Origin of the sequence: Paraburkholderia tropica (genome assembly GCF_900109265.1) — a bacterium.
GTDB classification, from domain to species: Bacteria; Pseudomonadota; Gammaproteobacteria; order Burkholderiales; family Burkholderiaceae; genus Paraburkholderia; species Paraburkholderia tropica.
The window spans coordinates 202944-228799 of sequence record NZ_FNZM01000014.1 but is presented as its reverse complement, the minus strand read 5'-3'; the positions used below and the strand labels follow the sequence as shown (position 1 = coordinate 228799).

At 64.6% G+C, this 25856-nt stretch carries 29 protein-coding genes; 14 read left to right on the top strand and 15 right to left on the bottom strand.

The window, feature by feature from the left end; all coding sequences use genetic code 11:
• Positions 1-176: 176 nt before the first annotated feature.
• Positions 177-767: an acyl-homoserine-lactone synthase gene (locus BMY06_RS24275; protein WP_065058940.1), complete on the bottom strand. Its 591-nt coding sequence runs from the start codon at positions 765-767 to the stop codon at positions 177-179.
• A 167-nt stretch (positions 768-934) separates the two neighbouring features.
• On the opposite strand from BMY06_RS24275, the gene BMY06_RS24270 reads away from it, so the two are divergent.
• Positions 935-1255: a helix-turn-helix domain-containing protein gene (locus tag BMY06_RS24270; protein ID WP_065058939.1), complete on the top strand. Its 321-nt coding sequence runs from the start codon at positions 935-937 to the stop codon at positions 1253-1255.
• Here the strand turns inward: BMY06_RS24270 and BMY06_RS24265 are convergent.
• Together BMY06_RS24265 and BMY06_RS24260 are read right to left on the bottom strand one after the other, a co-directional pair.
• Entirely contained in the window at positions 1239-1943 is a 705-nt protein-coding gene (locus BMY06_RS24265) for a helix-turn-helix transcriptional regulator (protein WP_065058938.1), read from the bottom strand. The two genes, BMY06_RS24270 and BMY06_RS24265, sit on opposite strands and share 17 nt — an antisense overlap.
• 539 nt (positions 1944-2482) lie before the next feature.
• Positions 2483-2920: a DUF3005 domain-containing protein gene (locus BMY06_RS24260; protein WP_065058937.1), complete on the bottom strand. Its 438-nt coding sequence runs from the start codon at positions 2918-2920 to the stop codon at positions 2483-2485.
• 313 nt (positions 2921-3233) lie between these two features.
• Between BMY06_RS24260 and BMY06_RS24255 the strand changes: the two genes are divergently transcribed.
• On the top strand, positions 3234-3467 hold the full coding sequence (locus BMY06_RS24255) for a hypothetical protein (RefSeq protein ID WP_065058936.1): 234 nt from the start codon (positions 3234-3236) through the stop codon (positions 3465-3467).
• A 149-nt stretch (positions 3468-3616) separates the two neighbouring features.
• Positions 3617-4540: a serine O-acetyltransferase EpsC gene (gene epsC / locus BMY06_RS24250; RefSeq protein WP_065058935.1), complete on the top strand. Its 924-nt coding sequence runs from the start codon at positions 3617-3619 to the stop codon at positions 4538-4540.
• Positions 4541-4605: 65 nt separating this feature from the next.
• Here the strand turns inward: epsC and folE are convergent, their stop codons facing one another.
• Positions 4606-5268, bottom strand: coding sequence for a GTP cyclohydrolase I FolE (folE, locus tag BMY06_RS24245; RefSeq protein WP_221224358.1), 663 nt, complete (start codon positions 5266-5268; stop codon positions 4606-4608).
• Positions 5269-5382: 114 nt separating this feature from the next.
• A complete protein-coding gene (locus tag BMY06_RS24240; protein WP_065058934.1) occupies positions 5383-6306 on the bottom strand; it encodes a LysR family transcriptional regulator in 924 nt (307 codons plus the stop codon).
• A gap of 358 nt (positions 6307-6664) precedes the next feature.
• Here BMY06_RS24240 and BMY06_RS24235 point away from each other — a divergent pair, with 358 nt between their 5' ends.
• The 5 genes from BMY06_RS24235 to pcaC all read left to right on the top strand — a co-directional run bounded on the left by BMY06_RS24235 (position 6665) and on the right by pcaC (position 10747).
• A complete protein-coding gene (locus BMY06_RS24235) occupies positions 6665-7366 on the top strand; it encodes a 3-oxoacid CoA-transferase subunit A (protein WP_074985751.1) in 702 nt (233 codons plus the stop codon).
• A gap of 17 nt (positions 7367-7383) precedes the next feature.
• Entirely contained in the window at positions 7384-8043 is a 660-nt protein-coding gene (locus BMY06_RS24230; RefSeq protein ID WP_065058932.1) for a 3-oxoacid CoA-transferase subunit B, read from the top strand.
• 127 nt (positions 8044-8170) lie between these two features.
• Positions 8171-9550 carry a 3-carboxy-cis,cis-muconate cycloisomerase gene (locus BMY06_RS24225; protein ID WP_074985750.1) on the top strand — a complete coding sequence of 460 codons (1380 nt, stop codon included), beginning with the start codon at positions 8171-8173 and terminating at the stop codon, positions 9548-9550.
• Positions 9551-9554: 4 nt separating this feature from the next.
• Positions 9555-10346, top strand: a complete 792-nt coding sequence (gene pcaD, locus BMY06_RS24220; RefSeq protein ID WP_065058930.1) for a 3-oxoadipate enol-lactonase — start codon at positions 9555-9557, stop codon at positions 10344-10346.
• A complete protein-coding gene (gene pcaC, locus BMY06_RS24215; protein ID WP_074985748.1) occupies positions 10343-10747 on the top strand; it encodes a 4-carboxymuconolactone decarboxylase in 405 nt (134 codons plus the stop codon). Before pcaD ends, pcaC begins: the two co-directional genes overlap by 4 nt.
• Positions 10748-10769: 22 nt before the next feature.
• Here pcaC and BMY06_RS24210 read toward each other — a convergent pair whose 3' ends face one another.
• From BMY06_RS24210 to aptA, 3 genes are all read right to left on the bottom strand, one after another.
• A complete protein-coding gene (locus BMY06_RS24210; protein ID WP_080180447.1) occupies positions 10770-11870 on the bottom strand; it encodes an NAD(P)/FAD-dependent oxidoreductase in 1101 nt (366 codons plus the stop codon).
• A gap of 2 nt (positions 11871-11872) precedes the next feature.
• A complete protein-coding gene (locus tag BMY06_RS24205) occupies positions 11873-12121 on the bottom strand; it encodes a hypothetical protein (RefSeq protein ID WP_065058968.1) in 249 nt (82 codons plus the stop codon).
• A 233-nt stretch (positions 12122-12354) separates the two neighbouring features.
• Positions 12355-13683: an omega-aminotransferase AptA gene (gene aptA, locus BMY06_RS24200; protein ID WP_074985747.1), complete on the bottom strand. Its 1329-nt coding sequence runs from the start codon at positions 13681-13683 to the stop codon at positions 12355-12357.
• 154 nt (positions 13684-13837) lie between these two features.
• Here aptA and BMY06_RS24195 point away from each other — a divergent pair, with 154 nt between their 5' ends.
• The gene (locus tag BMY06_RS24195) at positions 13838-15253 is read left to right on the top strand and encodes an aminotransferase-like domain-containing protein (protein ID WP_074985745.1); all 1416 of its coding nucleotides are present in this window, start codon (positions 13838-13840) and stop codon (positions 15251-15253) included.
• Between the two features lie 18 nt (positions 15254-15271).
• Here the strand turns inward: BMY06_RS24195 and BMY06_RS24190 are convergent, their stop codons facing one another.
• Together BMY06_RS24190 and BMY06_RS24185 are read right to left on the bottom strand one after the other, a co-directional pair.
• The gene (locus BMY06_RS24190; protein ID WP_065058925.1) at positions 15272-15898 is read right to left on the bottom strand and encodes a LysE family translocator; all 627 of its coding nucleotides are present in this window, start codon (positions 15896-15898) and stop codon (positions 15272-15274) included.
• Between the two features lie 248 nt (positions 15899-16146).
• A complete protein-coding gene (locus BMY06_RS24185) occupies positions 16147-17172 on the bottom strand; it encodes a sulfonate ABC transporter substrate-binding protein (RefSeq protein WP_074985743.1) in 1026 nt (341 codons plus the stop codon).
• Positions 17173-17438: 266 nt separating this feature from the next.
• Here BMY06_RS24185 and BMY06_RS24180 point away from each other — a divergent pair, with 266 nt between their 5' ends.
• The 3 genes from BMY06_RS24180 (at position 17439) to BMY06_RS38930 (ending at position 19719) form a co-directional block, all read left to right on the top strand.
• Entirely contained in the window at positions 17439-18401 is a 963-nt protein-coding gene (locus tag BMY06_RS24180) for a fatty acid desaturase (RefSeq protein ID WP_080180446.1), read from the top strand.
• Between the two features lie 76 nt (positions 18402-18477).
• Positions 18478-19401, top strand: a complete 924-nt coding sequence (locus tag BMY06_RS24175) for a LysR substrate-binding domain-containing protein (RefSeq protein WP_074985741.1) — start codon at positions 18478-18480, stop codon at positions 19399-19401.
• A 45-nt stretch (positions 19402-19446) separates the two neighbouring features.
• Entirely contained in the window at positions 19447-19719 is a 273-nt protein-coding gene (locus BMY06_RS38930; RefSeq protein WP_124263195.1) for a hypothetical protein, read from the top strand.
• Between the two features lie 107 nt (positions 19720-19826).
• On the opposite strand, the gene BMY06_RS24170 is transcribed toward BMY06_RS38930, so the two are convergent.
• The 4 genes from BMY06_RS24170 to BMY06_RS24155 form a co-directional block, all read right to left on the bottom strand.
• Positions 19827-20219 (bottom strand): hypothetical protein, encoded by a 393-nt coding sequence (locus tag BMY06_RS24170; protein WP_065058922.1) that lies wholly within the window; start codon positions 20217-20219, stop codon positions 19827-19829.
• A gap of 31 nt (positions 20220-20250) precedes the next feature.
• The gene (locus tag BMY06_RS24165; protein ID WP_065058921.1) at positions 20251-20667 is read right to left on the bottom strand and encodes a universal stress protein; all 417 of its coding nucleotides are present in this window, start codon (positions 20665-20667) and stop codon (positions 20251-20253) included.
• A 47-nt stretch (positions 20668-20714) separates the two neighbouring features.
• Positions 20715-20924, bottom strand: a complete 210-nt coding sequence (locus BMY06_RS24160) for a hypothetical protein (protein ID WP_065058920.1) — start codon at positions 20922-20924, stop codon at positions 20715-20717.
• Between the two features lie 151 nt (positions 20925-21075).
• Positions 21076-22617: an FAD-dependent oxidoreductase gene (locus BMY06_RS24155; RefSeq protein WP_074985740.1), complete on the bottom strand. Its 1542-nt coding sequence runs from the start codon at positions 22615-22617 to the stop codon at positions 21076-21078.
• 879 nt (positions 22618-23496) lie between these two features.
• Between BMY06_RS24155 and BMY06_RS38925 the strand changes: the two genes are divergently transcribed.
• Together BMY06_RS38925 and BMY06_RS24140 are read left to right on the top strand one after the other, a co-directional pair.
• Positions 23497-24504: a M23 family metallopeptidase gene (locus BMY06_RS38925; protein WP_231957480.1), complete on the top strand. Its 1008-nt coding sequence runs from the start codon at positions 23497-23499 to the stop codon at positions 24502-24504.
• A 137-nt stretch (positions 24505-24641) separates the two neighbouring features.
• On the top strand, positions 24642-25046 hold the full coding sequence (locus BMY06_RS24140; protein WP_065058917.1) for a DUF302 domain-containing protein: 405 nt from the start codon (positions 24642-24644) through the stop codon (positions 25044-25046).
• 120 nt (positions 25047-25166) lie between these two features.
• Here the strand turns inward: BMY06_RS24140 and BMY06_RS24135 are convergent, their stop codons facing one another.
• A complete protein-coding gene (locus BMY06_RS24135; protein ID WP_074985735.1) occupies positions 25167-25427 on the bottom strand; it encodes a hypothetical protein in 261 nt (86 codons plus the stop codon).
• Positions 25428-25856 lie beyond the last annotated feature (429 nt).

Genomic DNA, 25856 nt, shown 5'->3' with positions numbered 1-25856 from the left:
CGTGCGGTTGCCGTGTTCCCCGGATTTACGTGCCAGGCTCGCCCGCTGCGACGGTTTTCTGCCGTCTTCGACGCAATTCGTCAGACAAAAGCGTATGATGCCTGACGCCTGCGTCGCGAGCCTGGGTGCGAAATCCGGGGTGGCCGGAGTGGTTTCGGAGACTTTCGAGGCGCGCGTCAGGCGGCCGCGGCCATCGGTCCGAAGATCGCGTTATGCGTCTGCTCGCTCATGGCGATGTCGAGCGCAACGGCATTTTCCACGCCGATGCGCATCGGCGCGCCGAGGCGGGTGATCTCCATGCCGGTGCGGCGCAGCATGCGTTCGATCGGCGTGGTGGTCACCGTCACATAGCGCGAAATGCCCATGCGGTCGGCGAACTGGATCGCCGATTGGATCGCGTGCATGGTCAGTTCGGCGAAGCCAAAAGCCTGATCGTTGCCCGTTTCGATGGCAAAACGGCTCAATTCCCAGATATGGCGGCCCGTGGGCGCCGATTCGCCGTGCAGCAGCTGCGGGAAGGTGTCGCGCAGCATGTTGGGACCGTCCGTCGGCATCAGGCGCCAGCAGCCGCGCACCTGCCGCTCGTCGTCCTGGATCAGCATGTAATGCGGGCCGAGCGCGTCGTACCCGTCGATTTCCATGCCGGCGATGGTGGGAATATCCCAGCCCATCCGGTCGCGGAAAACCCGCGCCCGCAGTCGGTACATCTCGTTGATGTCTTCGTTGGCGAACTCTTGACGCAGTCCGATCCGGATCGCAGCTTGCATGACAACTCTCCCTTGAACTTGTGGAGGGGCAGCGGTATGGATCGAAAGCTATGCGTTATGAATATAAAAAAACACCTATCCAGATAGGTAGGTGCGCAGGGAGGGTCAGTTCTGGAGAATGGCTGGGCGGCAGTCACTCATCAGGCATATCTGACAGCGAGGTCAAAATGGAACTTCTGGACAATCATCAATGGCAGGCAGGCACGAATTCCCTTCATAACGCGGGGGACCTGTCGTCGGTAATCGACCGTGTCCTGATCATCGCGTATCGGAAAAAGAAGAAGGAAAGCCAGCGCCGCTTCTGGGCGCGTTTCGGCGTGACGCAGTCGCGCGGCAGCCGTTTCGAATCGGGCGCGGAGATTCCGCCGCCGGTGTCGATCCTGCTGGGTCTGTACTTCAACAAAACGATTTCGGACGGCGATCTCGGCCGTGCGGAGCGCGTCCTGCGGCGTCCCGAGGCGCCGATGATGCTTAGCCCGGGTCAATAAGACCCATCTGCGTCGCAATCACGGCTGCCGCGCGCCGTGAGTTCACGCCGAACTTCCCGCGGATATTTTTCATGTGGAAGTTCACGACGGCCTCGGAACAATTGAGGATGTGCGAAATCTCCCAGGTGGACTTGCCGAGGGCAGTCCACTTGAGGCATTCCTTTTCGCGCGGCGTGAGCTTGGGAACCAGCGACTGGGCGTGATCGTTCAGGTGACGCTGGCTCGTGTCGAGCACGAGATCCCGCAGCAGGACAAGGTTCGGCAGCGCACGGTTGACGTCCTGCCAGAACTTGTCTGACGGGTTAACATCGTTGACGAAGCACAGCATGCCGGTTTCCTGGCGCGGGCCATGGATCGGCAGCGTAATGCCTGCACGCAGCCCATGCGAGCGGGCTTCTTCATACATGGTTTGCTGCTGCTCGGTGGCAAACAGTTCCGGCGACCAGATCAGCGGCGACGAGCGCGTGGTGCAATGCGTCACCGTCGGGTCGAAATACGCCATCCCATGGTCGTTATAGGTCTGACGCCACGCGGCCGAGTAATTCGTCCGGATGAACGCGTCCTCGAGCCGCATGCCGGCGCGCGGCAGGATCGCCAGCATGACCTGGCCGAAACCCCACGAAACGGCGAGCTGAGACACCGCGTCGAACCACGCGGCCTCTTCGGGCGCGTCGAGCACGGGCGACATCTGCTCAATGAAATGTAGAGGCACGTCAACACTCTCCGTCTGCGGTGGGCCAGTCCGCTACCAGCGCCCGGGCGGGCACTGGCCTCGCTTCTTATGATGTAACAATTTATCACTAAATTCCGTAATGATCGCCTTTATCCCCCGGCGCTGTGGGCTTTGCGCCAGGGGTTTGCCCGCCTTTCGGGAAAATCCCTGGCGAGTAATTCACCGTCGACTGAACAAAAGTGCCGCTGCGCGCGAGCCGCGACCCGCTTTCGTCGCCGAAAAACGGCACTGGATTTCCGCTTTCTTTACCGATTCTGTAATTCGCTTAATCAAAATCGGTAATAAAGCAGCGAAGGCGGCGGGATTTTACCGTCGAAGCCGCGGCGCGCGAATGGCAAAAATGACAGACAGGGTTAAGTGGACGGCAGTTTTATGCCGTTTAAGGTGGGTCAATTACGTTTTTGACCGACATTTTTTAATCGGCGTTCACGCGCGCATGACAAAACCGCATGACGAAATCATGTCGTCATGCGCGCGACGGGCTATCTCCGCCGTTACGTTTTACGATGCAATTCGACGATGCGCGTCGGTCGCAGATGATTGATCGCGTAATGCAGACGCCCTGGGCTGCGGCGCGTACCGCGCTCGGGTGAATCGGCGAACTGCTCGTCGGCGGCGACAGGCGATGCCGGCGGCGCCATGCCCTTGTCGACGGCTTCGAAATCCGCCTGCGGCGCGAACGGATGACGATGCGCGCCGCCGCGGCTGTCGAAACCCGCGAGGCCGTCGTTCGCTTCCGGCATGCTGTTGTCGAGCGTGGCGTTGCTCGTGGTGACTTCGTCGGGGCCGATGTGGCCGGCGCCTGCGAGGCGCGCGGCTTCGCGATTCTTGCCGTCGGTGTCCACCGTGCTGTCGTGCGTGCGGTCGTTGTGCAGTTCGGCGCTGCGCGGTTGCGCGGTTTGCGCGGCATCGGTTCGGTCGGATTGGTTCATGATGCCCTCCGTGAAAGAGGCGGGGCCGAAAACAGCAGGCCGGGTCAACCCCGTTTCAGCAACTGGCGTTCCACGTCTTTCTGGACACTGGAATCGGACCGAAAATCAAGCCGGTACGCCAGGAGAACGCCTCCAGCGATTTTGCATTTTTTTCGTTGGATCGCCGTATTTCCTCGGAGTATGATCCTCTTTCAACGAGTTGGCGCGCTTTAGATTAACGGCCTGAAATCACGGCCGGGCTGTGGCTTTGCCGCATCGATTCTGCACGCGCCTGACAATAATCGAACGAGGCAGTCAGGGGCGGACGAGACACATGCACTTCGACGCTGCATTCACGCATCGCGGTTACCTGCTCAACTGTGCGCCGGCACGTGCTGGCGACGGTACGTATCAACCCTATGTCGTGATTTCGCGTTCCAGCGACGGCGAACTCGTTGCCAATCGTTTTTTCCCTTCCGATCTCCGTTTTAACGACGAAAGCGCCGCTATCGCGCACGCACGCGACTGGGCCGTGCGCTGGATCGACGCCAGCAGCGTCACGCTCTGACACTTCCCGCACGTTCCGCGCAGTTTTCGCGCGGCGACTGAATCCGCGCGCCATGCCACGGCGGACCTCGGCGAACTCTCTCGAAAAGCGGTAATCTCTGGGGTCGATACACTCCTCTGTGCGGCCCAAGTCGCCGCCTGCGCATCACCATGTCCACACCTGCCAGCCCCGACTGGGGCCTCGAACAGATCGTCGCCGACCTGCGCGCGTCGCGCGAGGAACGCCACCGCACGCGCCATCCGCTCGGCATCCGCGAATTGCCCTCGCGCGACGCCGTCGGCAATATCGTGCAGGGTCTGCGTGCCGCGTTGTTTCCAACGCATTACGGCGCGCCGGACCTGACCGACGAGAGCGTCGATTACTACGTCGGCCATACGCTGGAAAGCACGCTGCGTCTGCTCGCCGAACAGATCCGCCGCGCGCTGCGTTTCCTGCCCGAGTACGCCGACGCCGCCGACGACGTGCTGCGCAAGCGCGCCTTCGAAGTGGCGCGCGAGTTCGGCCATCAGTTGCCGGGCATTCGCGCGCTGCTCGTGAGCGACATTCAGGCGGCGTTCACGGGCGACCCGGCCGCGCAGCACATCACCGAAATCCTGCTCTGCTATCCGGGCGTCTGGGCGATGACGCATCACCGGCTCGCGCACGCGCTGCATCGTCTCGGCGTGCCTTTACTCGCGCGCTTCATCAACGAGATCGCGCATTCGGCGACCGGCATCGACATTCACCCGGGCGCGCAGATCGGTCCGAGCTTCTTCATCGACCACGGTACGGGCGTGGTGATCGGCGAGACGGCGATCATCGGCGAGCGCGTGCGCGTCTATCAGGCGGTGACGCTCGGTGCGAAGAGTTTTGCGGCCGATCTCGACGGCACGCTCGTGAAGGGCAACGCGCGCCATCCGATCGTCGAGGACGACGTGGTGATCTACGCGGGCGCGACGATTCTCGGCCGCGTGACCATCGGCAAGGGTTCGGTGATTGGCGGGAACGTGTGGCTCACGCATAGCGTGCCGCCGGGCAGCAGCGTGCGCCAGGGCAAGATCCGCGAAATCGAGCGCGGCAACGACGGCCAGTAAGCGTAAGAGCCGTGCGCAAAAAACGCGAAGGACGCCGCGAGCGCGGCGTCCGTCTGATCGCTCGATCAGGTATTCGCCACGCTCATCGCGCCGGGATTGCCGACGATGGCGAGAAACTCGCGGCGCGTGGACGGGTCGGTGCGGAACGTGCCGAGCATGCGCGACGTGACCATCGATACGCCCGCCTTGTGCACGCCGCGCGTCGACATGCATTGATGCGCGGCTTCGAGAATCACGCCCACGCCCTTGGGTTGCAGCACATCATTGAGCGTGTCAGCGATCTGCGCGGTCATCTTCTCCTGAATCTGCAGACGCTTCGCGAACGCGTCGACGAGACGCGCGAGTTTCGAAATACCCACCACGCGATGCTCGGGCAGATACGCCACGTGCGCGCGGCCGATGATCGGCACCATATGATGTTCGCAGTAGCTTTCGAAGCGGATGTCCTTCAGCACGATCATCTCGTCGTAACCGTCGACTTCCGAGAACGTGCGCGACAGGATCTCGCGCGGATCGAGCTGATAACCCGCGAAGAATTCCTCATAGGCGCGCACCACGCGCGACGGCGTATCGATCAGACCTTCGCGCGCGGGGTCGTCGCCGGCCCAGCGCAGCAGGACGCGCACGGCGTCTTCCGCTTCGCTGCGCGACGGGCGCGCGGCGATCTCGACAGCGTCCTTCGACGGGCGTTTCTTGCCTTTCTTTTCAGTGTTCTTTGTGTCGCTCATGCATCGGCTCCGGTCATGTGGCCGACGCCCGCTCGGCGCGCCACGAACGCGCATTGTTTCATGAATCCTGCGTGACCGTGCGAGCGCGAATGTGCGAACGCGCGGCGGCCGCGCTTACTTCGGCCACTCGTCCATCGCGTCGTTGAAGAGTTCGGCAACGACGCTGCGCAGCCACGCGCCGCGCGGCGCATTGTGATACTTGCGATGCCAGTGCTGCTTGAGATCGAAGCGCGGCAGGGTCAACGGCGGCTCGACGAGCGTGATCGACGCATGCTCGGAGACGTACGCGAAGCCGATCGCGTGCGGCACGGTCGCGATCAGATCGGTGCGCGTGAGAATGAACGGCAGGCTCATGAAGTGAGGCGTTTCGAGCACGGCGCGGCGGCGCAGGCGCTTCTTCTCCAGAAAATGCTCGAGCACTTCCTGGCTGCGTCCTTCGGCGCGGACCACGGCGTGACCGAGCGCGAGAAATTGTTCGAGCGTGATCGGCTTGCCCGCGAGCGGGTGCTGGCTGCGCATCAGGCAGATGAAGCGATGCGTGAAGAGCCGCTGCTGGAAGAAGTTATTGCCGCCGAGGTCGGGAAAGTAGCCCACGGCGAGGTCGATGTCGCCCGATTCGAGGCCGCGCTCGACCTGACTGGGCGGCAGTGACACCGAGCGCAGATTCGCATGCGGCGCGCGTTCGGCGAGCATTTGCAGCAGCCGCGGCAGGAACACGATTTCGCCGACATCCGACAACGCGATCGAAAACGTATGCGTGCTGGTGGCCGGATCGAAGGCCTGATCTTCGAGCATGCCTTTTTCGATGCGGATGAGCGCGTCGCGCGCGGCGGGAATCAGCCCGAGCGCGCGCGGCGTGGGCTCCATGCCGCGCGAGGTGCGCACGAACAGCGGATCGCCGAAATACTCGCGCAGCTTGCCGAGCGCCGTGCTTACGCGCGGCTGGCTCACGCCGAGCCGTTCGGCGGCGCGGCTTACGTTGCGCGTGTCTTCCATCGCGACGAGATAGGGGATCAGATTCAGGTCGAGGTCTTGCATGGGAAGCGCGCGAGCCGCGCCACACTATGTCTAAACGGGATAAACCATAGTGCAAACATGCGGATTCGAGATATTGGGGTATGTGCCCGGACGAGGCGGTGGATCGGACGGATCGACGCCACCTTGCCGCCGCGCGCAGGCATTTCGGTGCATTGTGGGATACGGATGCACGCTATTTCCGCTGACGAATCGGCGCGCTTTCGGGTCTGCCCTAAGGAAGTCCCGCCTTGACAATCGCGCCTGGGCACTCCGATAATGCGCTGGACGTTCGCTAAACGAATCAGTGTTCGTATATAGAACTTTTTCGCGATCGAGTGGCGTGGACTTTCCGCGATGCGCATCGCTTTCAGGAACAGGCATGATCAACAAGATTTTCGACTCGCTTCAAGCCGCCGTCGCCGACATTCAGGACGGCGCCACGGTGATGATCGGCGGCTTCGGCACGGCCGGCATGCCGGCGGAACTGATCGACGCGCTGATCGCGCAAGGCTCGCGTGAGCTCACGATCGTGAACAACAACGCCGGCAACGGCGACACGGGCCTCGCCGCGCTGCTCAAGGCCAAACGCGTGCGCAAGATCATCTGCTCGTTCCCGCGCCAGACCGACTCGTACGTGTTCGACGGTCTCTATCGCGCCGGCGAAGTCGAGCTGGAACTCGTGCCGCAAGGCAACCTCGCCGAGCGCATCCGCGCGGCGGGCGCCGGCATCGGCGGTTTCTTCACGCCCACGGGCTACGGCACGAAGCTGGCCGAAGGCAAGGAAACGCGCTTGATCGACGGTCGCCATTACGTGCTCGAAGCGCCGCTGCACGCCGATTTCGCGCTGATCAAGGCGTACAAGGGCGACCGCTGGGGCAATCTGGTCTATCGCAAGACGGCGCGCAATTTCGGCCCGATCATGGCGAGCGCGGCGAAGGTTGCGATCGCGCAGGTGTCGGAAGTCGTCGAACTCGGCGCGCTGGACCCCGAAAACATCGTGACGCCGGGCATTTTCGTGCAGCGCGTCGTTGAAGTGCCGCAGCCCGCGCAAGCCGCGCTGCAAGCCGCTCAGGCCGCCTGAAGCTACGGAGTTATGCAATGAAACGGTTGAATCGCGACGAAATGGCTCAACGCGTGGCTCAGGACATTCCTGAGGGCGCTTATGTGAATCTCGGCATCGGCGTGCCGACGCTGGTGGCCAACCACCTCGATCCGAGCAAGGAAATCTTCCTGCACAGCGAGAACGGTCTGCTCGGCATGGGCCCGGCGCCCGCGCCCGGTCTGGAAGACGACGAACTCATCAACGCAGGCAAGCAGCACGTCACGCTGCTGACCGGCGGCGCCTTCTTCCATCACGCGGACTCGTTCGCGATGATGCGCGGCGGCCACCTCGACTACTGCGTGCTCGGCGCGTTCCAGGTGTCGGTGAAGGGCGACCTCGCGAACTGGCACACCGGCGCACCGGACGCAATCCCCGCCGTGGGCGGCGCGATGGATCTCGCGCTCGGCGCGAAGCAGGTGTTCGTGATGATGGAACTGCTCACGAAGCAGGGCGAAAGCAAGCTCGTGAGCGAATGCTCGTACCCGGTCACGGGCGTGGGCTGCGTGGGCCGCATCTACACGGACCTCGCCGCGTTCGACGTGACGCCGGACGGTCTCGCCGTGCGCGAGATCTATTCGGATATCGACTTCGACGCGCTGCAGAAGCTTGCCGGCGTGCCGCTGATCGACGCGACGCAGAATCGCCGCGCGGCGTAAACTGCGGCAACGCGCGCAACTCTCGCAGATGAACACCAGCGTGGCGCGGGTCCGGCGGCAATAGTCGCCGGGCGCCGCGCCTTCTGCGTTTGCGTGCATTGCATCCATACTTTTTTCATATCGATCCATGATTGAACGCCTGACGAGCCTCATTTGCGGCACCGAGCCGATGAACGCCGCGTGGTCGACCGAGGCCACGCTCCAGCGCATGCTCGACGTGGAAGCGGCGCTCGCGCGCGCGTCGGCGCTGCATGGCGTGATTCCGCACACGGCCGTGGCGGCGATCGTCGCGACGTGCCGCGCGGATCGTCTCGACGCCGACGCGCTCGCTCGCGACGCCGCGCTCGGCGGCAATCTGGCGATCCCGCTCGTCAAGCAATTGACCGCGCGCGTGAAAGAGGCCGATCCCGAGGCCGCGAAATACGTGCATTGGGGCGCGACGAGCCAGGACATCATCGACACGGCGACCGTGCTGCAACTGCGCGACGCGCTCGCGCTGAGCGACACGAGCCTCGACGCCACCTGCGCCAATCTGGCCGAACTCGCCCGCGCACACCGCGCGACGCCCGCGGTCGGGCGCACGTGGCTGCAGCAGGCGCTGCCGATCACGCTCGGCCTCAAATTCGCGCAGTGGCTCGATACGCTGCTGCGTCATCGCGAGCGTCTTGCGGCCTTGCGCGAACGCGCGCTCGTGCTGCAATTCGGCGGCGCGGCGGGCACGCTCGCGAGCTTGCGCGACGCGGGCGCGAAGGTGAGCGCCGATCTCGCGAAGGAACTCGGCCTCGCGCAGCCCACGCTGCCGTGGCATACGCAACGCGATCGCATCGCCGAAGCGGCGGCGTTTTTCGGCATGCTGATCGGCACGCTCGGCAAGATCGCGCGCGATATCTCGCTGCATATGCAGACCGAGATCGGCGAACTCGGCGAACCGGCGGCGGCAGGCAAGGGCGGTTCGTCCACCATGCCGCACAAGCGCAATCCGGTCGGCTGCGCGGCGGTGCTCACGGCGGCCACGCGCGCGCCGGGACTCGTCGCCACCGTGTTCGCAGGGATGGTGCAGGAGCACGAGCGCGCGCTCGGCGGCTGGCAAGCCGAGTGGGATGCGCTGCCCGAACTCGCGCGTCTCGCGGGCGGCGCGCTCGCGCAGATCGAACAGATTTCCGGCGGTCTCGAAGTGCGCACCGAACGTCTCGCGGCCAATCTCGACGTTACGCACGGGCTGATTCTCGGCGAGGCCGTGATGCTCGCGCTCGGCGACCGCATTGGCCGCCTCGACGCGCATCACCTCGTCGAAAAGGCCTCGAAACAGGCGGTGCAATCGCAACGCACGCTTTACGACGTGCTCGCGGCCGATCCCGCCGTCACGCAGCATCTAGACGAAAATCGTCTTGAAGCGCTGCTCGACCCCGCCAATTACGTGGGCGAAGCGCACGCGTTCGTCGACGCGGTGCTCGCGTCGTACGCCCAGCGTTCGCCCCATTCTTCATCGCAGACTCATCAGGAGTAACCGCATGCCTTATGCAGCCGTCAACGACACGCAGCTGTTCTACCGCATCGACGGTGCGCAGGACAGCACGGCGCCGTGGCTGGTTCTGTCGAACTCGCTCGGTAGCGACGTATCGATGTGGACGCCCCAGCTCGTCGAATTCTCGAAGCATTTCCGCGTCCTGCGTTACGACACGCGCGGTCACGGTCATTCGGCCGCGCCGCAAGGTCCGTACACCATCGAGCAACTGACCGGCGACGTGATCGGCCTGCTCGATCATCTCGGCATCGCGCGCGCGCATTTCGCGGGCGTTTCGATGGGCGGTCTCACGGGTGTGGGCCTCGGCGCGCGTTTCGCGGACCGCATCGACCGTCTCGTGCTGTGCAACACCGCCGCGAAGATCGGCACGCCGGAAGTGTGGGTGCCGCGCGCCGCGAAAGCGCGCGCCGAAGGCATGCTCGCGCTCGCCGACGCCGTGCTGCCGCGCTGGTACACGCCGGAATTCATCGCGCGCAACGCGCTGGTGATGTCGCAGGTGCGCGACGTGTTCGTTCACACCGACAAGGACGGCTACGCGTCGAACTGCGAAGCCCTCAACGCCGCCGACCTGCGCGGCGAAGCGCCATCGATCAAGGCGCCGACGCTCGTGATCTCGGGCACGCACGATCTGGCCGCAACGCCCGCGCAAGGCCGCGAACTGGCGGAGTCGGTGCCGGGCGCGCGCTATGTCGAACTGAATGCCGCGCACATTTCGAACGTCGAGCTCGCCGACGAATGGAACCAGGTCGTGCTGGCCTTCCTGCAGGAGTCGAAATGAACGAAGACGATCGTTACGAAGCCGGCCTGAAAGTGCGCCGTGCGGTGCTCGGCGATGCACACGTCGACCGCTCGATCGCGAACCGCACCGATCTGACCGAAGAATTCCAGAAGCTCATTTCGCGCTATGCGTGGGGTGAAATCTGGACGCGCGAAGGTCTGCCGCGTCACACGCGCAGCCTGCTCACGATTTCGATGATGGTGGCGCTCAACCGCAACGAGGAACTCGCGCTGCATCTGCGCGCCGCGAAGAACAACGGCGTGACGCGGGACGAAATCAAGGAAGTGCTGCTGCAAACGGCGATCTATTGCGGCGTGCCCGCGGCCAATTCGGCGTTCCATCTTGCCGACCGCATTTTCCGCGAGGAAGACTCCGCGTCGGCCGAAGGTTCGCAAGGCTGATTGCCCAGCAATCGGTGCAGGTTTAGTCCATCGACGGCGAGTTCACGCCCAGCACTTCGTGCAGGTGTGTGCTCGTCGTGGTGTATTGCAGATGGATTTTCTTCTCGGGAAAGACGTGGCGCGCCGCGCCAAACGCCGCGAGCGCGGTTTCGTGAAAGCCCGAGAGAATCAACTTCTTCTTGCCCGGATACGTGTTGATATCGCCCACGGCGAAGATGCCCGGCACGCTCGTTTCGAAGCGCGCCGTATCGACGGGCAATTGCTTGCGGTCCAGTTCGACGCCCCATTGCGCGATCGGCCCGAGTTGCGGCGAAAGGCCGTAAAACACCAGCAAATATTCGAGTTCGAGCGAGCGCGTGATGCCGTCGCCGCCCGTGACCTTGATGCGTTTGAGCACGCCGTCATCGTCGTCGAAACCGGTGATCTGGCCAATGATCGCCTGCATGCGCCACGCTTCGCAGAGCGTGCGCATCTGCGCGACCGATGCCGGCATGGCGCGAAACTGCTCGCGCCGGTGCAGCAGAATCACGCTCTGCGCGACGTCGACGAGACGCAGCGCCCAGTCGAGCGCCGAGTCGCCGCCGCCGCAAATCACGATGTCCTTGTCGCGGAACTGTTCGGGGTCGCGCACGCGATAGAACAGTTGCCGGTCCCGATAGCGTTCGATGCCGCTCACTTTCAGCGTGCGCGGTTGAAACGATCCCACGCCCGCCGCGATGAACACGGTCTTCGTGAGGAATGTCGTGCCTTTCGAGGTCTGCGCGAAGAAGCGTCCATCGCCGCGCCGCTCGACGATCTGCACTTCCTCGCCCAGATGAAACGTCGCGCCGAACGGCTCGATCTGCTTCATCAGCGAATCGACGAGTTGCCGGCCCGTGCAAACCGGAATCGCCGGTATGTCGTAAATGGGTTTGTCGGGATAGAGTTCGGCGCATTGACCGCCGACCACGGGCAGCGAGTCGACCACGTGGGCGCGTATGTCGAGCAGCCCGAGTTCGAAGACCTGGAAGAGGCCCACGGGACCGGCGCCCACGATCAGCGCATCCGTTTCGATGGGCTGATCGTGCGCGGCGGCGGGCCGGGAAGGGGCGGTCTCGGGCAGGCGTTCGGCGCCGTCGGTCATGGTCACTCCTCGGGATTGCGCTCGGCCACGTAATGTTTGAGGACGGCGAGCACGGCGGCGTCTTCGGCGCGGCTTGCTTCGTCGCTCGCGGAACCGGCTTCGGCTTCGTCGCCGAACAGCGAAGCGGGCGCCGCGATGGTTTCGATTTCGCGGCCTTCGCGGAACACGCGGATTTCCAGTGTCGACGCGAGATATTCGGCCACCCAGTGCACGCCTTCGATATGCGTTCCCACGCGGATCGGTGTCTTCATCGCCATGCCTCCGGCCGCTGCCCGCGTGCGGCCCGGCAGCGCAATAATGTGTCGATAACCCCACGATACGCCGATGGCGCGGGTCTTGCCTGAACCTTGCCCAAACCGTGCGCCAACCCGGCCTGAGCGTGCCGAAGTCGCGCAATCGCCGCGCGGAGGGCGAAAAAAAGCGGCCCGAAATGGGCCGCCCGGTAGCGTTGCGCGCCGCGCGGAAGCGCGGCGGCGAAGCTGCGTTATTGAACCGTCGCGAGCACGTCGCGCACGGTGCCGAAGAGACGCTCGATCTCTTCTTCCGTGACGACCAGCGGCGGCGAGAACGCCAGAATGTCGCCGGTGAAGCGGATCAACACGCCCGCTTCGAAGCACTTCACGAACACCTCATAGGCGCGCGCGCCCGGTGCGCCGTCGCGCGAATCCAGTTCGATGCCCGCGACGAGGCCGAGATTGCGGACGTCCTTCACGTGCTTCGCGTCGCGCAGCGCGTGCGCCGCGGCTTCGAACTTCGGAGCGAGCGAATTTGCGCGCTCGAACAGCCCTTCGCGGCGATACAGATCCTGCGTGGCGATCGCGGCCGCGCACGCGAGCGGGTGCGCCGAATAGGTGTAGCCGTGGAAGAGTTCGATCGCGCCCGGCGCACCGCTGTTCACGACCGTGTCGTGGATCGTGCGGCTCACGGCCACGCCGCCCATCGGCACGGCGGCGTTGTTGATCGCCTTCGCCATCGTGATGATGTCGGGCGTCACGCCGAAATATTCGCTCGCCGTGGCTTTGCCGAGACGGCCGAAACCGGTAATCACTTCGTCGAAAATCAGCACGATGCCGTGCTTTGTGCAGATCTCGCGCAGGCGTTGCAGATAGCCTTGCGGCGGAATCAGCACGCCCGTCGAACCGGCAACCGGCTCCACGATCACGGCCGCGATGGTCGACGCGTCATGCAGCGCGACGATGCGTTCGAGGTCCTCGGCGAGATGCGCGCCCCACGCCGGCTGGCCCTTCGAGAACGCGTTGTGTTCGAGATTGTGCGTGTGCGGCAGATGATCGATGGCGGGCAGCAACTGGCCCGAATACGCCTTGCGGTTCGGGCCGATGCCGCCAACCGAAATGCCGCCGAAGCCCACGCCGTGATAGCCGCGCTCGCGGCCGATCAGCTTGGTGCGCTGGCCTTCGCCGCGCGAGCGGTGGTAGGCGAGCGCGATCTTCAGCGCCGTATCGACGGACTCCGAACCCGAGTTCGTGAAGAAAATGCGGTCGAGCCCTTCGGGCATGATCTCGGCGATCTTGCTGGCCGCTTCGAAAGCGAGCGGGTGGCCCATCTGGAACGTCGGTGCGAAATCGAGCGTGCCGGCCTGCTGGGCGATGGCCGCGACGATTTCCTCGCGCGCGTGGCCCGCGTTCACGCACCACAGACCCGCGCTGCCGTCGAGCACCTCGCGGCCGTCGGTCGTGCGGTAATACATGCCCTTGGCCGATTCGAGCAGGCGCGGCGCGGCCTTGAACTGACGGTTGGCCGTGAACGGCATCCAGAACGACGACAGGTCGTCGATGACGGGGCGCGAAGTCATGGGTGTTCTCCTGAGGTGGTTTGACAGACTCTATCGCCAGGGCTTGAAGCGCGGCAGATACAGTATCTATACTGCGCTGATAACTGTGCTGGACAATTTGTCCCAACTGTATTGGTCTGTACTCGGCACGGCAGGGTACAGTCCTCGCCACCTTATGATCGAAATCGAACTGGAACGCGGCCGGCAGGCCGCTACGACGCTCGTCGAACAGATCGTGCGCGCGTTTGCGCGGGCGATCGAGGCGCACACGCTGCGCACGGGCGCGCTTTTGCCCTCGGTGCGTCAGCTCGCGCAATCGCACGAGTTGTCGACCTATACGGTGACCGAAGCATATAACCGGCTCGTGTCGATGGGACTCGTGGTGGCCCGGCGCGGTTCCGGCTACCGTGTGGCGCAACGCGCGGAGGCGCCGCGCGCCGCCGCGGCGGGCTGGCAGCCGCCTGCGCTCGCCGCCACCTGGCTGCTGTCCGATGTGTTCGCCGATCACTCGGTGCCGATCAAGGCCGGTTGCGGCTGGATGCCGGGCGAGTGGATCAACGAAACGGGGCTGCACCATGCGCTGCGCGCGACGAGTCGCGTGCCGGCGGTGCGTCTGGGCGACTACGGCCATCCGTACGGTTTCGCGCCGCTGCGCGAGCGGGTGGCGGCGCAACTCGATCGCCAGGGGCTGCCGGTCGAGGTCGGCAACGTGTTGCTCACGCAGGGCGCGACTCAGGGGCTCGATCTGATCGTGCGCACGCTGCTGCGGCCCGGCGACACTGTACTGGTCGAAGACCCGGGCTACTGCAATCTGCTGCAGATTCTCAAGCTTGCGGGGCTGACGGTGCAGGGCGTGCCGCGCACGCCTGCCGGGCTCGATCTCGACGCGCTCGAACAGCAGATCGCCGCGCATCGGCCCAAAGCGATCTTCGTGAACACGACGCTGCAAAATCCCACCGGCGCGAGCTTCACGATGGCGAACGCGTTCCGCCTGCTGCAGATCGCCGAGCGCGAGCGCATGTGGGTGGTCGAAGACGACGTCAGCCGGGAACTCGCGCCGCCGGGCGCGCCGCTGCTCGCGGCGATGGAAGGGCTGCAGCGCGTGCTGTATGTGGGCGGATTTTCGAAGACGGTCACGCCGTCGCTGCGTTGCGGCTACGTCGTCGCGGAGCGCGACGTGCTGCGCGAACTCGCGCGCGCGAAGATGGCGGTCGGACTCACGTCTTCGCAGACGATCGAGCGCATCGTCGACAAGGTGCTGCTCGAAGGGCGTTACGCGCGCCACGTCGAAATCGTCAACGAGCAGTTGAAGGCCGCGCATGCGACGTTCGAAGAGCGCATCGACGCGCTCGGGCTCGAACCGTTCTGCCGGCCGCGCGCGGGACTGTTCGTCTGGGTGCGGCTGCCGGTGGAGGCCGCGCGGGCGGGCGAGCTGGCGACGGCCGCGCTGCGCGACGGCATCTGGCTCGCGCCGGGCTCGTATTTCCGTCCCGACGACGCGGCCAGTTCCTGGTTCCGTTTCAATGCGCCGTACTCGCTCGACGACGCGCTCTGGTGTTTTATCGAGCGCGCGAGCAGCGGAAACTTCTAAGGGATCCTGACGAGGCGATCAGCTTTGTGCAAGATGCGCGAGATGCGCAAGCAGCGGATACATCGAGGCGACGAGTGACAGCGCCATGGCGATGTTGAATGCGCGCAGGCGGCGCGGATCGGCGAGAAAGCGCCGCATGCCGGTGCCGAACGCAGCCCACACGCAGATGCAGGGCAAGCCGATCACATAGAACAACGCGGCCATCACGACGGTATTCATGCCGAAGTCCGTCGACAGCCGGATCGTCGTCGCGGCGGTCAGCACCATCATCCACGCCTTGGGGTTGATCCACTGGAACGCGATGGCCTCGTGAAAGCGCATGGGACGCCGCTCGCCGCTTTTCATCTTGAGGTCGCCCGAGGTGCCGATTTTCCACGCGAGCCACAGCAGATACGCCACGCTCGCGGCTTCGAGTGCCGTGTAGAGCATGGGTACGTGGCGGAACGCCTGACCCAGACCGAAACCCACGGAGAGCATCAACACCACGACGCCCGCGCTGATGCCGAGAATATGCGGCACCGTGCGCCGGAAGCCGAAATTGACGCCCGAGGCGAGCAGCATGGTGTTATTGGGGCCGGGCGTGATGGTCGTGACGATGACGAACAGCATGCCGGCGGGCAGGGCGCTGAGCATGTCGGGCAGCATGAGGCGAGGGCTCCGGTAAAGCGAGGGCGATCGTATCGATCAGGATGGAGCCAGTCTAGCTGCGTGTTTCGGTACAGTACCGGTACAGATGGCAGAGTGTCTGCCGGTACGGCGTGGTGGCGGGTGGACGGGAACTGTCCGGTGGTCGGGGTGACGGGCGGTGACGGGCGGACCGCCGGGCCAAGCTGAGCTGGACCGCGCCCGGCCGCGCTGTCCTGCACGCGGCGGGCGTCTGGGTGCGAAGTCGCTCAGGTGGTCTGCCAGCGTGCGTCGGCGACCACGAGCTTGCGCGGGATGAGCTTGAGTTCGGTGAACGTGTCCGCGATCTGTTGCTGGTAGGCGAGCGTGGCGGCATCGATGGGGCGCACGCCGTAACCGGCGCGCTTGAGCGCCACTTCGAGCGTGGCCGTGTCGAGGCCGACCAGCGGCGACAGTTGCGCGGCGACCGCCGGAATGTTGTCGCGCGCGAAATTATCCACGGCGACGAGTTCGTCGACCAGCGCCCGCACGACCTGCGGCTGTGCATCGGCGAACTTGCGGGTCGCGAGGTAATACTGCACGTTGTCGACGAGATGCTCGCCGTTGGCGATCGTGCGCGCATTGGCCTGACGCTCGATCGCGGCGAGATACGGGTCCCAGATCACCCAGGCATCGACGCTGCGGCTCGTGAACGCGGCGCGCGCATCGGCGGGCGCGAGATAAACGGGCTGAATATCCTCGTACTTGAGATTCGCTTTTTGGAGCGCTTTCACGATCAGATAGTGCACGTTCGAGCCTTTATTCAAGGCCACCCGCTTGCCGCGCAGATCGGCGACCGTGCGAATCGGCGAATCCTGCGGGACCACGATGGCTTCGCCCTTCGGCGCGGGCGGCTCGCTGGCGATATAGACGAAATCCACGCCGCCAGCCTGGGCGAAAATCGGCGGCGTCTCGCCAACCGTGCCGACATCGACCGCGCCCGCATTGAGGCCTTCGAGCAATTGCGGACCGCCGGGGAATTCCAGCCATTGCACCGAAAAACCGAGCGGCGCAAGGCGTTTTTCGAGCGTGCCGCGCGCTTTCAATACGACGAAATTCCCGTACTTCTGAAAACCGACGCGCAGCACCTTGTTGCCTTGCGCGCGCGCCGCGCCGCTTTGCAGCGCGAATGCGGAGGCGGCGCCGACGCCGGCCGCGCTACGGATCGTGGCCAGCGTGGCCGCGCCCGCAGCGGCTTTCAGAAGCTGTCGACGCGCGCCGTTGGCGCGGTGGTCGTCGTGTTGATCGTTCGACATCGTGTGGTCTGCCTTTGAATGACGCTATTTGCGAATGGCTGCGCGCATTGAACACCCATTGAACGCCGATTGTTCGCGCGAGAGGTGTCACCTTAAATCCGTTTTAGCGTCGGCCTAACCAAGATATCGTCAGATGCTTATCTGCCGACCCGCATATCGCGTTGCATGCGCGAACGTCATAACGATGTGCAAATCCATTATTGGAGCGCCGCGCGGCGCGTCCTTATACTGCGGCCTCATTGTGGGCGAAGTGGCAGGCGGCAGACATGGCGGAATATTTCGACGCGGAACACGCGCAGGCTGTTGCCGCGCTCGAAGCGCGCTTCGCGGCGCGCACGGAATGGCCCACATGGCTGCTGATCGCGGGCGTGTACGGCGGCTGGTTCGCCACGCTGCTGATGGTGCGCCATCATGCGCTCTCGCTGCACGCCGCCGCGCCGCTGCTCGCTGTGCTGTGCGCCTGGCATATGTCGATGCAGCACGAATTGCTGCACGGTCATCCGACACAATATGCATTCCTGAATAAATTGTTGGGATTCGCGCCGCTCACGATCTGGTTTCCCTACACGCTCTATCGCGACGCGCATCTCGAACATCATCGCGACGAAGCGCTCACCTTGCCGGGCCTCGATCCCGAAACGAATTATGTGCCCGCAGGCGAGTGGCAACGCTGGCCCGCGTGGCGTCGTGCGCTCTGGCACGCGCGCAAAAGCTTCGTGGGCAGAATGGTGGTGAGCCCGCCGATGAGCGCCGCCGCGGTGCTGGCCGCCGCGTTCAAAGCGCTGCGCACGCGCGACCGCCGCTATGCGCCGATGTGGATCGTGCACGGCGCGTGCGTCGCTGCGTTGCTGTTCGCGCTGCAACACTGGGCAGGCGTGCCGTGGTGGTTTTATCTGCTCGCCGTGACGTGGCCCGCGCTGTCGCTCGCGACCATCCGCTCGTTATACGAACATCGCGCCGCGCCGGACCCAAAGGCGCGCATCGCGATCAACGAAGCGGGCGCGGCCATGCGGCTGCTGTTTCTGAACAACAACTATCACCTCGTTCATCACGACCTGCCGTCGCTCGCCTGGTACAACCTGCCGCGTGCGTACCATCTGCGTCGCGCGGATTACGCCGACAAATGCGCGGATTTCGTGATCCGCGGCGGCTATGGCGAGTTGCTGCGCCGCTACGCCTGGAAAGCCACCGACGCACCGGTTCATCCGTTCGGCAACGGCGCGGCCTGATCCGTTCGCGAGCCCACCCCACGTTTAGCCAAAAGATCGATATACATCGAAGCGCGGGATTGATAGGCTGCGGCGTATGGATTCTTTACTCACTTCCGCATCGCTGCGGCGCCTGCAGGTGTTTCTCGCCGTCTGCGAGACGCTGCATATGGCGCGCGCCGCCGAACAGCTCGGCGTGGCCCAGCCCGCGCTCAGTCAACAGATCAAGGGACTTGAAGAGGCGCTCGGCGTGCGCCTCTTTCATCGCCGCAAGCGGGGCATCGACCTCACGGCGGCGGGCGAGGCCTTTCGCGCCGAAGCGCAGAAACTGCTCGCGCTGCACGGTCACGCGATCGACGCGGTCAGGCGCACTGCGCGCGGCGAACTGGGCACGCTGGCGATCGGCTATGTCGCGTCGGCGATGTTCGAGCGCAGCTTTCCCGTGCAATTGCGGGCCATGCGCGAGACGCATCCGAATGTGGAACTGGAGTTGCGCGACGAGAACCTGCGTACGCTGTTCGCGGCGCTGGAAGCGGGCGAACTCGATGTCGCGCTGGTGCGTGCGCCCGTGGCCGCCGAGGCGCCGCTGCGCCATCGCGTCCATTCGAGTCAGGAACTGATGGTGATCTTGCCGAAGTGGCATCCGCTCGCCGCGCTGGAAAAGATTCCGCTGGCGAAGCTCGCGACGGAGCCGATGGTGGGCTTTCCCGATCCCGACGACGTCGGCACGATGCGCGTCGTCACCGACCTCGCGGCCAAGGCGGGCGTGAAGCTGCAACCGAAGTGGAAGGTCTCGGACGTGGGCAGCATCATCGGCCTGGTGGCGGCCGGGTTGGGGTTCGGGATCGTGCCGCTTGAGATCGCGCGGCTCGCGGGCGCCGGGATCGTGGCGCGACCGCTGGCGGCGCGTGGAGCGCGCGCCGAACTTTGGCTGGTTTGGCACGAGGCGCGCGAAACGCCCGCGCTGAGCCGGTTTCTGGCGATCGCCGGCAAAAGCCGCGTGGCGAAGGCCGCCGGCTAGCATGCACGCGGCGTCTTGCGCGATGAGCGCGCACGGAGGCCACGCATGGGCGTAGCAACGGCCGACGCGGTCGCGCTGGAAGCGGCGACCGCGCAGAGTCAGGCAGACGACGGTCTGCCGCGAAGCTTGCGCTTCTTAGAAGCTGCGACGCTGCGCTTCGGCGAGCAGTTCGCAGTATTCGAGGTGGCGATTCAGCGCCACGGTGCCGAGACGGCGTGCTGCTTCAAGAAATCGAGCCACATTCGACGAAATTGCAATAATCACTGCGCCCATGATGTCCTCGTTTGGCTGGGGTATGTACCTAAGGGTTATCACTAATCATACGCGCTTCCATCGGGAATGCAACGGCGTGAGTGTGTCGATTTGCAACACTCGGCCCCGGCTGGCCCCAAAAATCGGGGCAAAACCGGCGCCGACTGTGCGGATTAGCGCAACGATCGCGGCTGCCACGGTCCGCGCGCCGCGATCCCGCCCTGCAATCCAATATGCAATTCCACAAGCCAGCGGCGCGGGCACTCGCTGCTGACGCGCACGGTGCGGCCGCTCGCGATGGCGCGCGGCTCGACGAAGCCACTCGCCCGCGCGTCGCGCCAGGCGTGGTGCGCGTCGGAGCGAATCCAGACGCTCAATGCGGCGCAGGTCATGAAGCAGAACAGGGTGGTGAGGCCGAGCGCGAGATCGGGATGGCTGCCGCGCGCGACAAAGGCGAACGCGCAGGTGAGGATCGGGTTGATCAGCAGAATCAGGACGACGAGGCGCAAGACCGCGCGACGGCGCGGCGTCGACGTGTGACGAAACGAGGTGCCGGGGTGGTGCATGGTGAGTCGCTACGCGTATTTATTGTTTGGCTCATTGCAGCAGCGTGACGGGTGCGGCGCACAGCCGCCGGAGTTGCGCGAGCATGCCCCATTTGCGCAGAAAGCCCAGACGGCTCGCGTCGACCACGACGATATCGGCGCTCGCGCACTCCACGCATGCTGCAATGCTGCGAGCGGGCGGTCCGAACACGCTGCGCCGCGTGTAGGGCACGCCGGCGTCGTCGAGAATCGCGCAGGTTCGCGCGAGTGCGTCGCTCATCGAGCGATGGTAGCGTTCGCGCAATTCGGCCGGCGACCAGAATGCGCTGCTGCGGTCGATCGAAGCGTCGCCCAGCACTTCGACGACTTCGACTTCGCTGACGCAATGCTCGGCGAACAGAAAGGCGCTGTGGCGCGCGGCTTCGGCGGCGCCGTGCCGGTCGAAGATGGGGATCAGCAGTTTGAGCACGGAAACCTCGGGAGACTTTGTGAATGCGCTCGACGCAGACAGGGCGCTCAGTCGCGCACGAACACGAACGGAGCCAGCGCGGCCACGCAGAGCGCGAGACCGGCTACGGCGGACCCCAGCGCGATGCAGGTCACGGCTGCGCCCACGCCTGTCATGGCGATCGCATCGAGACGCCGCCGCCGCGCACGCCGGCACTCGATCTCGGCCAGCGACGCCGAGCGTGCAAGCGGTGCTTGCGCCCAGGTGAATACCGTCATGAACCCTCCGTCGACGCGCGATGCGCAAAAGTTGCAGGAGCTGCAACCACGGAGGAAATCGTAGCGGGCGCGCCGTAAAAACCGTGCTAAAACACGCGGCGGCCGTTATAAATGCGGCGTATCGAAACGCAGAAAGCGGATCAGGCCGGGATCAGCCGCCGAGTACGGCGCGCGCAATATCGGCCGTAATCGGTTCGCGCATGCGTTCGATCAGATGTGCGGTCGCCTGATCGTAACCGCAGGCGAGCACGGCCTGGACGTGGCCGAGGCGCGAATAGATCGCGCGAACACGGCCTTCCGCGAAGTTGCCGGAGATGTCGAGATCGTCCCATTGCGTGGCGTGGCCGAGATAATCCACGCGCTGGCCGAAATGCTCGGTCCAAAAGAACGGCACGCCTTCGTAGCGCACCTCGCGTTCGAGCATGTTGAGTGCCGCCACGCGCGCGAGTTGCTGCGCGACGCGCCAGTGCTCGATGCGCGCCGTGCGTGCGAGGCCCGAGCCGTCGGCAAGCGGAAAGCGCGCAATATCGCCGGCCACGTAGACGCGCGGCGCGGCGCACATCGTCGCATCGACGCTCACGCCGCCGTCGTGATCGAGCTTCAGTCCGGCCAGCAACTGCGTCGCGGGGCGCACGCCCACGCCCGCGATGACCGCGTGCGCGGGCAAGTTCTCGCCAGTGTCGAGTTGAATCGATTCAATGCATTCGCGGCCTTCCAGACGCAGCGCCTTCGCGCGCTGAAACGTCACGCCGTGCGCCTCGTGCCAGTCGCGAAACAGGCTGCCGACGCGCGCGCCCAGCGCCTGGTGCAAGGGCACGCCGCTCGGCGTGACGACGGTCACGCGTACATCGCGCTTGCGCAGCGCCGAGGCGGTTTCGAGCGAGATGAAGCTGTCGCCGAGCATGACGACGTGCTCGCCGGGTGCAATGCCTTCAAGAATCGCCTTCGCGTCGTGCAACGTGCGCAGCGTGAACACGCGATCGAGATTGGCGCCGGGCAGGTCGGGGCGACGCGCGCTCGAACCGGTCGCGACCAGTGCGGCGTCGAATGCGGTTTCGCGGCCATCGGCGAGCGTGACGCGCTTGAGCGCCGTGTCGAAGCGCACGACGGCGGTGTGCTCGATGCGCAGACGTTCGTCGCGCGTTATTTCCTCGGACAAAAGCGGCGGCACGTCGTCAGGCTGCATGTCACCTGCGGGAACGAATTTGCTCAGACAGGTGCGGTCGTAAGGCGCTTCGGGCTCCGCGCAGAAGACGGTCAACTCGCCGTCGAAACCGTTGTCGAGCAGCGTGGCCACCGCCGATGCGGCCGCCGCACCGCCGCCGATAATCGCGAAGCGTTGCGGCGTGCCGCGCCGCGCGACGGTCGCCGCCGGCGCGCCGGGCTGCAGATCGATGAATACGCTCGACGACTCCACCTTGACGGGCCACGCCTTGAGGCTGCCCAGCGCGGGCGGTTCGAGCCACGCGCCGCTATCGGCGGCGAATACGGCCTTGTGCCACGGACAGACGATGCGGCCATTGCAGAGCGCGCCGGCTTCGAGCGGCGCGCCAGCGTGCGGACAATCCGCCTGAAACGCCCGCAGACATTCGCCGTCGCGCACGAGCAGGACGGCTTCGTTTTCGATCTTCACGCGCGTCATGCCCGAAGCGGGCAATGCTCCCAGTTCCGCTGCCTTGATCCATGCATTCATGACGCGCTCCTGCCTGAAATAGCCGATATTTTCCGCTTGATGTAGCGGAAAGACGCGTAGGAAAGAGCGCAAGCGCCGTGCCGCCGCAACACGGCCAGCCGATGCGAATAACGATGCAAATAACGATGCGGATAAATCAGCCGCGCCAACGGCACGCTTCGTGCGCTAACGGTCGTGAGCGTGTGATCGACACGTGTTTGTCGGTCTGCGTTTTTCATTCGGGTAGATCGACCATTTTCATTTAATCAGGAGTCCAAGCTATGTTGACGAAGAAAACACTTGCGGCGGCAGCAGTAGCAACGGCACGGGTGCGCAGGGCGCGGGCGGCGACGCCAGCGGTTCGACGCAGAACATGAACATGGACCAGCGCCAGCCGGCCTCGTCGGCGCATGCCACGACGAAGCATCACAGCACGAAGTCGCACCACGCAAAGAAGCCCATGAACGACACCACGAATACGCCTGGCGCAGACGCCAGCAGCGATACCAAGGGTCAATAGCGATTCAGCGTGGGGTGGAAAATGCATTGTGCGAGCGGCCCGAAAGGGCCGTTCCGCCTGAAACGGGGCCATAAAATAATTGCCGCAATTTCGCGGCACGCGAACAATAATTCAGAAATAAATACCGAAAAAATAAGGGGAATAACGTTATCGAACTTTTTTAAGTTTGTTTTAAGAAAGCCTCGATAGCCTCGGGCCTTTCGCCCATCGGCACCGCAATGGTGGCCGGTGTCACATCGAAAGTCGTGTGTCACGCGCGCGGCTTTTCGCCAGCATTCCGTTTCCAGCAGATGCCCAAACTCGTCTTGTCGACATCTACGGGATTCTCGGGTAAAGCGTTCATCGTCGCCGCTATGAGCACGGCCTGCACCGCATGGCTCATGCACCAGGCCCCCACGCAAAGCGCCGACGTATCGCTGCACGCATCCGACGATATCCCGGCTCATGCCACGCGCGACGGCGCGTCCGCGACTGCCACGCAATCCGCCCAGACCGCTGCAAGCACGCCGCCCGCCGCGCCCGCTTATCGCGTCGAAACGGCCCAGGTTACGCACAGCTTTTCCGAAGCCGCGACCAAACTGGGCGTCGACGCGGCGACCGCCGCGCAACTCGCGCGCGCGCTCGCGGGCCGACTCGATTTTCGCCGCGATCTGCAACCCGGCAGCGAAGTGCGCTTCGTGTTTCGCAACGACAACGCGCCGGCCGATGCGAATGCACAGACGAATATGCAGACAAATGCGCAGGCGGCGTCACAACCGGTAGCCGCCACGAGCGCCAGCACTGCCGCGAGTCCCGACGACGATCTCCCGCTCGCCGTGCGCATTTCCACGGGGAAGACGTCGCACGACTTGTTCCTCTATCGCAATCTCGACGGCAAGGCGTTCTATTACGGCGCCGACGGCCAGTCGAATGCGCCTTCGTTCACGCGCTATCCGCTCGCTTATACGCGAGTGTCGTCGGCGTTCTCGCCAAATCGGCTCGATCCGGTCACGCATCGCTGGGCGGCGCACGAAGGCGTCGATCTCGCCGCGCCCGCAGGCACGCCCGTGCACGCAACCGCGCGCGGCACCGTGACGTTCGCGGGCTGGGAGACCGGCTATGGACGCGTCATCAAGATCAAGAATTTCGGCGACTATTCGACGACCTTCGCGCATCTCTCGCGTTTTGCGAAGTCGCTGCGCGCGGGCGCGCAGGTGCGCAAGGGGCAGGTCATCGGTTATGTCGGGTCGACGGGATGGGCGACGGGACCGCATCTGCATTACGAAGTGCACGTCGATCACGTGCCGAAGAATCCGCTCACGGTCGCGCTGCCGCAACGCTCGGGCATGAGCGCCGAGGAAAAAGAGCATTTCGCCCAGCAGGTCGCGCAGTTCGAGCCGATGCTCTGATCGCGGTGTCCCCGCCGTTTGCGCGCCGGTCCCCGGCCGTTTCCGCACGGTTTCCCCTGCCGTCAGGTTTATGCACTACAGTGCGTGAGCACGCACGCCTTATCGCGCGCATCACCGCTCATCAGGGAGCCAAGGTCATGACCGAACATCGGCAGCACCCATCGTCCGTGGTGTCGTTCAAAAGCGCCCACGATTTCGATACGACCATCGCGCAACTCAAAAGGGCGCTCGACGGCGTGGGCGCCACCGTGTTCGCGGACGTGGACCAGCGCGAGGCGGCGTCGCTCGTCGGGCTCGCATTGCGGCCCACGCGGCTGATTCTCTTCGGCAATCCGAAAGCGGGCACGCCGATCATGGCCGCCAATGCACACGCGGCGCTCGAGTTGCCGCTGCGCCTCGTGGTCTGGCAGGACGACGAGGGCCACGCGGTGGTCGATTACCGCGATGTCTCGCAGACGCTCGGTCCGCTCTACGCCATCGCGCCTGAACTGCTCGGGCCGATCCAGCGCGTCGCCGCCTTGTTGCAGGCGGCCGTGCAGTAATATCCGATGAAAAGTGAGCCGCGCGCTTTAGCCCCTGAAATACGGGGCGAAAAGCGCGCGTCGGCGTACATCTTCTTCATTGTTCGTTGATTGACAGGCGCGTTGCGCAACGCGCGCGCTTCATTGCCCGAAAAATAGATCGCACTGCGAACGAGGCAGACACGGCTTGCCGCCGGTGCGCTGGCCGGCCGCGCTGCGCGTGTCGGCCGTGCCGCCGTACGACATGTCGGTCGCGGCCTGAGCGGACGCATTGGCGTCGTCGAGCAGGGTGCGATGTGTGCTTTCCGGCGGCACCGCTTCGTCCCGGGCCAGCGACGTACGCGGCGTGCCGGCCGCCACGACGCTCACGCACACGGCGAGTATCGCCAATCGGATTTTCATTTCGACACTCCTTCTTCATGCGCCGCCGCACACGCGGTGCAGGGCGGCGTGCGCGCACGGCACGCGCCACTGCGCCGTACGCATTCAGGTGGAGTCGGGATGCCGGCACAACGCCAGGGCTGCCGAACGTGTTAGCTGACTGCTTACACCGTGGCGCGCCCTCGCCAGGCGGAGGGCGGCGCAGCACGGCGCGGCGCAAGAAGAAGGGAAGAGCGGGCGCGCAGAGAACGTCCGCGCTGCCCTTCAGTTATAGCGCGCGCACGCGAGAGTGCAAAACCCGGCCGTCTTTCAGGATTTCGCCAATTCTTCCCATTTCTTTCGGCATTGAAATGTAGTGAAAGCTTAAGGAAATTGAATGGTCGCTGTCACGTCATGTTGTGGTGTTGTAATTCGCTCGCCCTGATGTCTGGCGCATTAACCCGGTGAAAC

Excerpts from the sequence above, each read along its gene's own strand:
- BMY06_RS24275 (WP_065058940.1), bottom strand. The coding sequence starts at position 767 with ATGCAAGCTGCGATCCGGATCGGACTGCGTCAAGAGTTCGCCAACGAA.
- BMY06_RS24270 (WP_065058939.1), top strand. The coding sequence starts at position 935 with ATGGAACTTCTGGACAATCATCAATGGCAGGCAGGCACGAATTCCCTT.
- BMY06_RS24265 (WP_065058938.1), bottom strand. The coding sequence starts at position 1,943 with ATGTCGCCCGTGCTCGACGCGCCCGAAGAGGCCGCGTGGTTCGACGCG.
- BMY06_RS24260 (WP_065058937.1), bottom strand. The coding sequence starts at position 2,920 with ATGAACCAATCCGACCGAACCGATGCCGCGCAAACCGCGCAACCGCGC.
- BMY06_RS24255 (WP_065058936.1), top strand. The coding sequence starts at position 3,234 with ATGCACTTCGACGCTGCATTCACGCATCGCGGTTACCTGCTCAACTGT.
- epsC (WP_065058935.1), top strand. The coding sequence starts at position 3,617 with ATGTCCACACCTGCCAGCCCCGACTGGGGCCTCGAACAGATCGTCGCC.
- folE (WP_221224358.1), bottom strand. The coding sequence starts at position 5,268 with ATGAGCGACACAAAGAACACTGAAAAGAAAGGCAAGAAACGCCCGTCG.
- BMY06_RS24240 (WP_065058934.1), bottom strand. The coding sequence starts at position 6,306 with ATGCAAGACCTCGACCTGAATCTGATCCCCTATCTCGTCGCGATGGAA.
- BMY06_RS24235 (WP_074985751.1), top strand. The coding sequence starts at position 6,665 with ATGATCAACAAGATTTTCGACTCGCTTCAAGCCGCCGTCGCCGACATT.
- BMY06_RS24230 (WP_065058932.1), top strand. The coding sequence starts at position 7,384 with ATGAAACGGTTGAATCGCGACGAAATGGCTCAACGCGTGGCTCAGGAC.
- BMY06_RS24225 (WP_074985750.1), top strand. The coding sequence starts at position 8,171 with ATGATTGAACGCCTGACGAGCCTCATTTGCGGCACCGAGCCGATGAAC.
- pcaD (WP_065058930.1), top strand. The coding sequence starts at position 9,555 with ATGCCTTATGCAGCCGTCAACGACACGCAGCTGTTCTACCGCATCGAC.
- pcaC (WP_074985748.1), top strand. The coding sequence starts at position 10,343 with ATGAACGAAGACGATCGTTACGAAGCCGGCCTGAAAGTGCGCCGTGCG.
- BMY06_RS24210 (WP_080180447.1), bottom strand. The coding sequence starts at position 11,870 with ATGACCGACGGCGCCGAACGCCTGCCCGAGACCGCCCCTTCCCGGCCC.
- BMY06_RS24205 (WP_065058968.1), bottom strand. The coding sequence starts at position 12,121 with ATGAAGACACCGATCCGCGTGGGAACGCATATCGAAGGCGTGCACTGG.
- aptA (WP_074985747.1), bottom strand. The coding sequence starts at position 13,683 with ATGACTTCGCGCCCCGTCATCGACGACCTGTCGTCGTTCTGGATGCCG.
- BMY06_RS24195 (WP_074985745.1), top strand. The coding sequence starts at position 13,838 with ATGATCGAAATCGAACTGGAACGCGGCCGGCAGGCCGCTACGACGCTC.
- BMY06_RS24190 (WP_065058925.1), bottom strand. The coding sequence starts at position 15,898 with ATGCTGCCCGACATGCTCAGCGCCCTGCCCGCCGGCATGCTGTTCGTC.
- BMY06_RS24185 (WP_074985743.1), bottom strand. The coding sequence starts at position 17,172 with ATGTCGAACGATCAACACGACGACCACCGCGCCAACGGCGCGCGTCGA.
- BMY06_RS24180 (WP_080180446.1), top strand. The coding sequence starts at position 17,439 with ATGGCGGAATATTTCGACGCGGAACACGCGCAGGCTGTTGCCGCGCTC.
- BMY06_RS24175 (WP_074985741.1), top strand. The coding sequence starts at position 18,478 with ATGGATTCTTTACTCACTTCCGCATCGCTGCGGCGCCTGCAGGTGTTT.
- BMY06_RS38930 (WP_124263195.1), top strand. The coding sequence starts at position 19,447 with ATGGGCGTAGCAACGGCCGACGCGGTCGCGCTGGAAGCGGCGACCGCG.
- BMY06_RS24170 (WP_065058922.1), bottom strand. The coding sequence starts at position 20,219 with ATGCACCACCCCGGCACCTCGTTTCGTCACACGTCGACGCCGCGCCGT.
- BMY06_RS24160 (WP_065058920.1), bottom strand. The coding sequence starts at position 20,924 with ATGACGGTATTCACCTGGGCGCAAGCACCGCTTGCACGCTCGGCGTCG.
- BMY06_RS24155 (WP_074985740.1), bottom strand. The coding sequence starts at position 22,617 with ATGAATGCATGGATCAAGGCAGCGGAACTGGGAGCATTGCCCGCTTCG.
- BMY06_RS38925 (WP_231957480.1), top strand. The coding sequence starts at position 23,497 with ATGCACCAGGCCCCCACGCAAAGCGCCGACGTATCGCTGCACGCATCC.
- BMY06_RS24140 (WP_065058917.1), top strand. The coding sequence starts at position 24,642 with ATGACCGAACATCGGCAGCACCCATCGTCCGTGGTGTCGTTCAAAAGC.
- BMY06_RS24135 (WP_074985735.1), bottom strand. The coding sequence starts at position 25,427 with ATGAAAATCCGATTGGCGATACTCGCCGTGTGCGTGAGCGTCGTGGCG.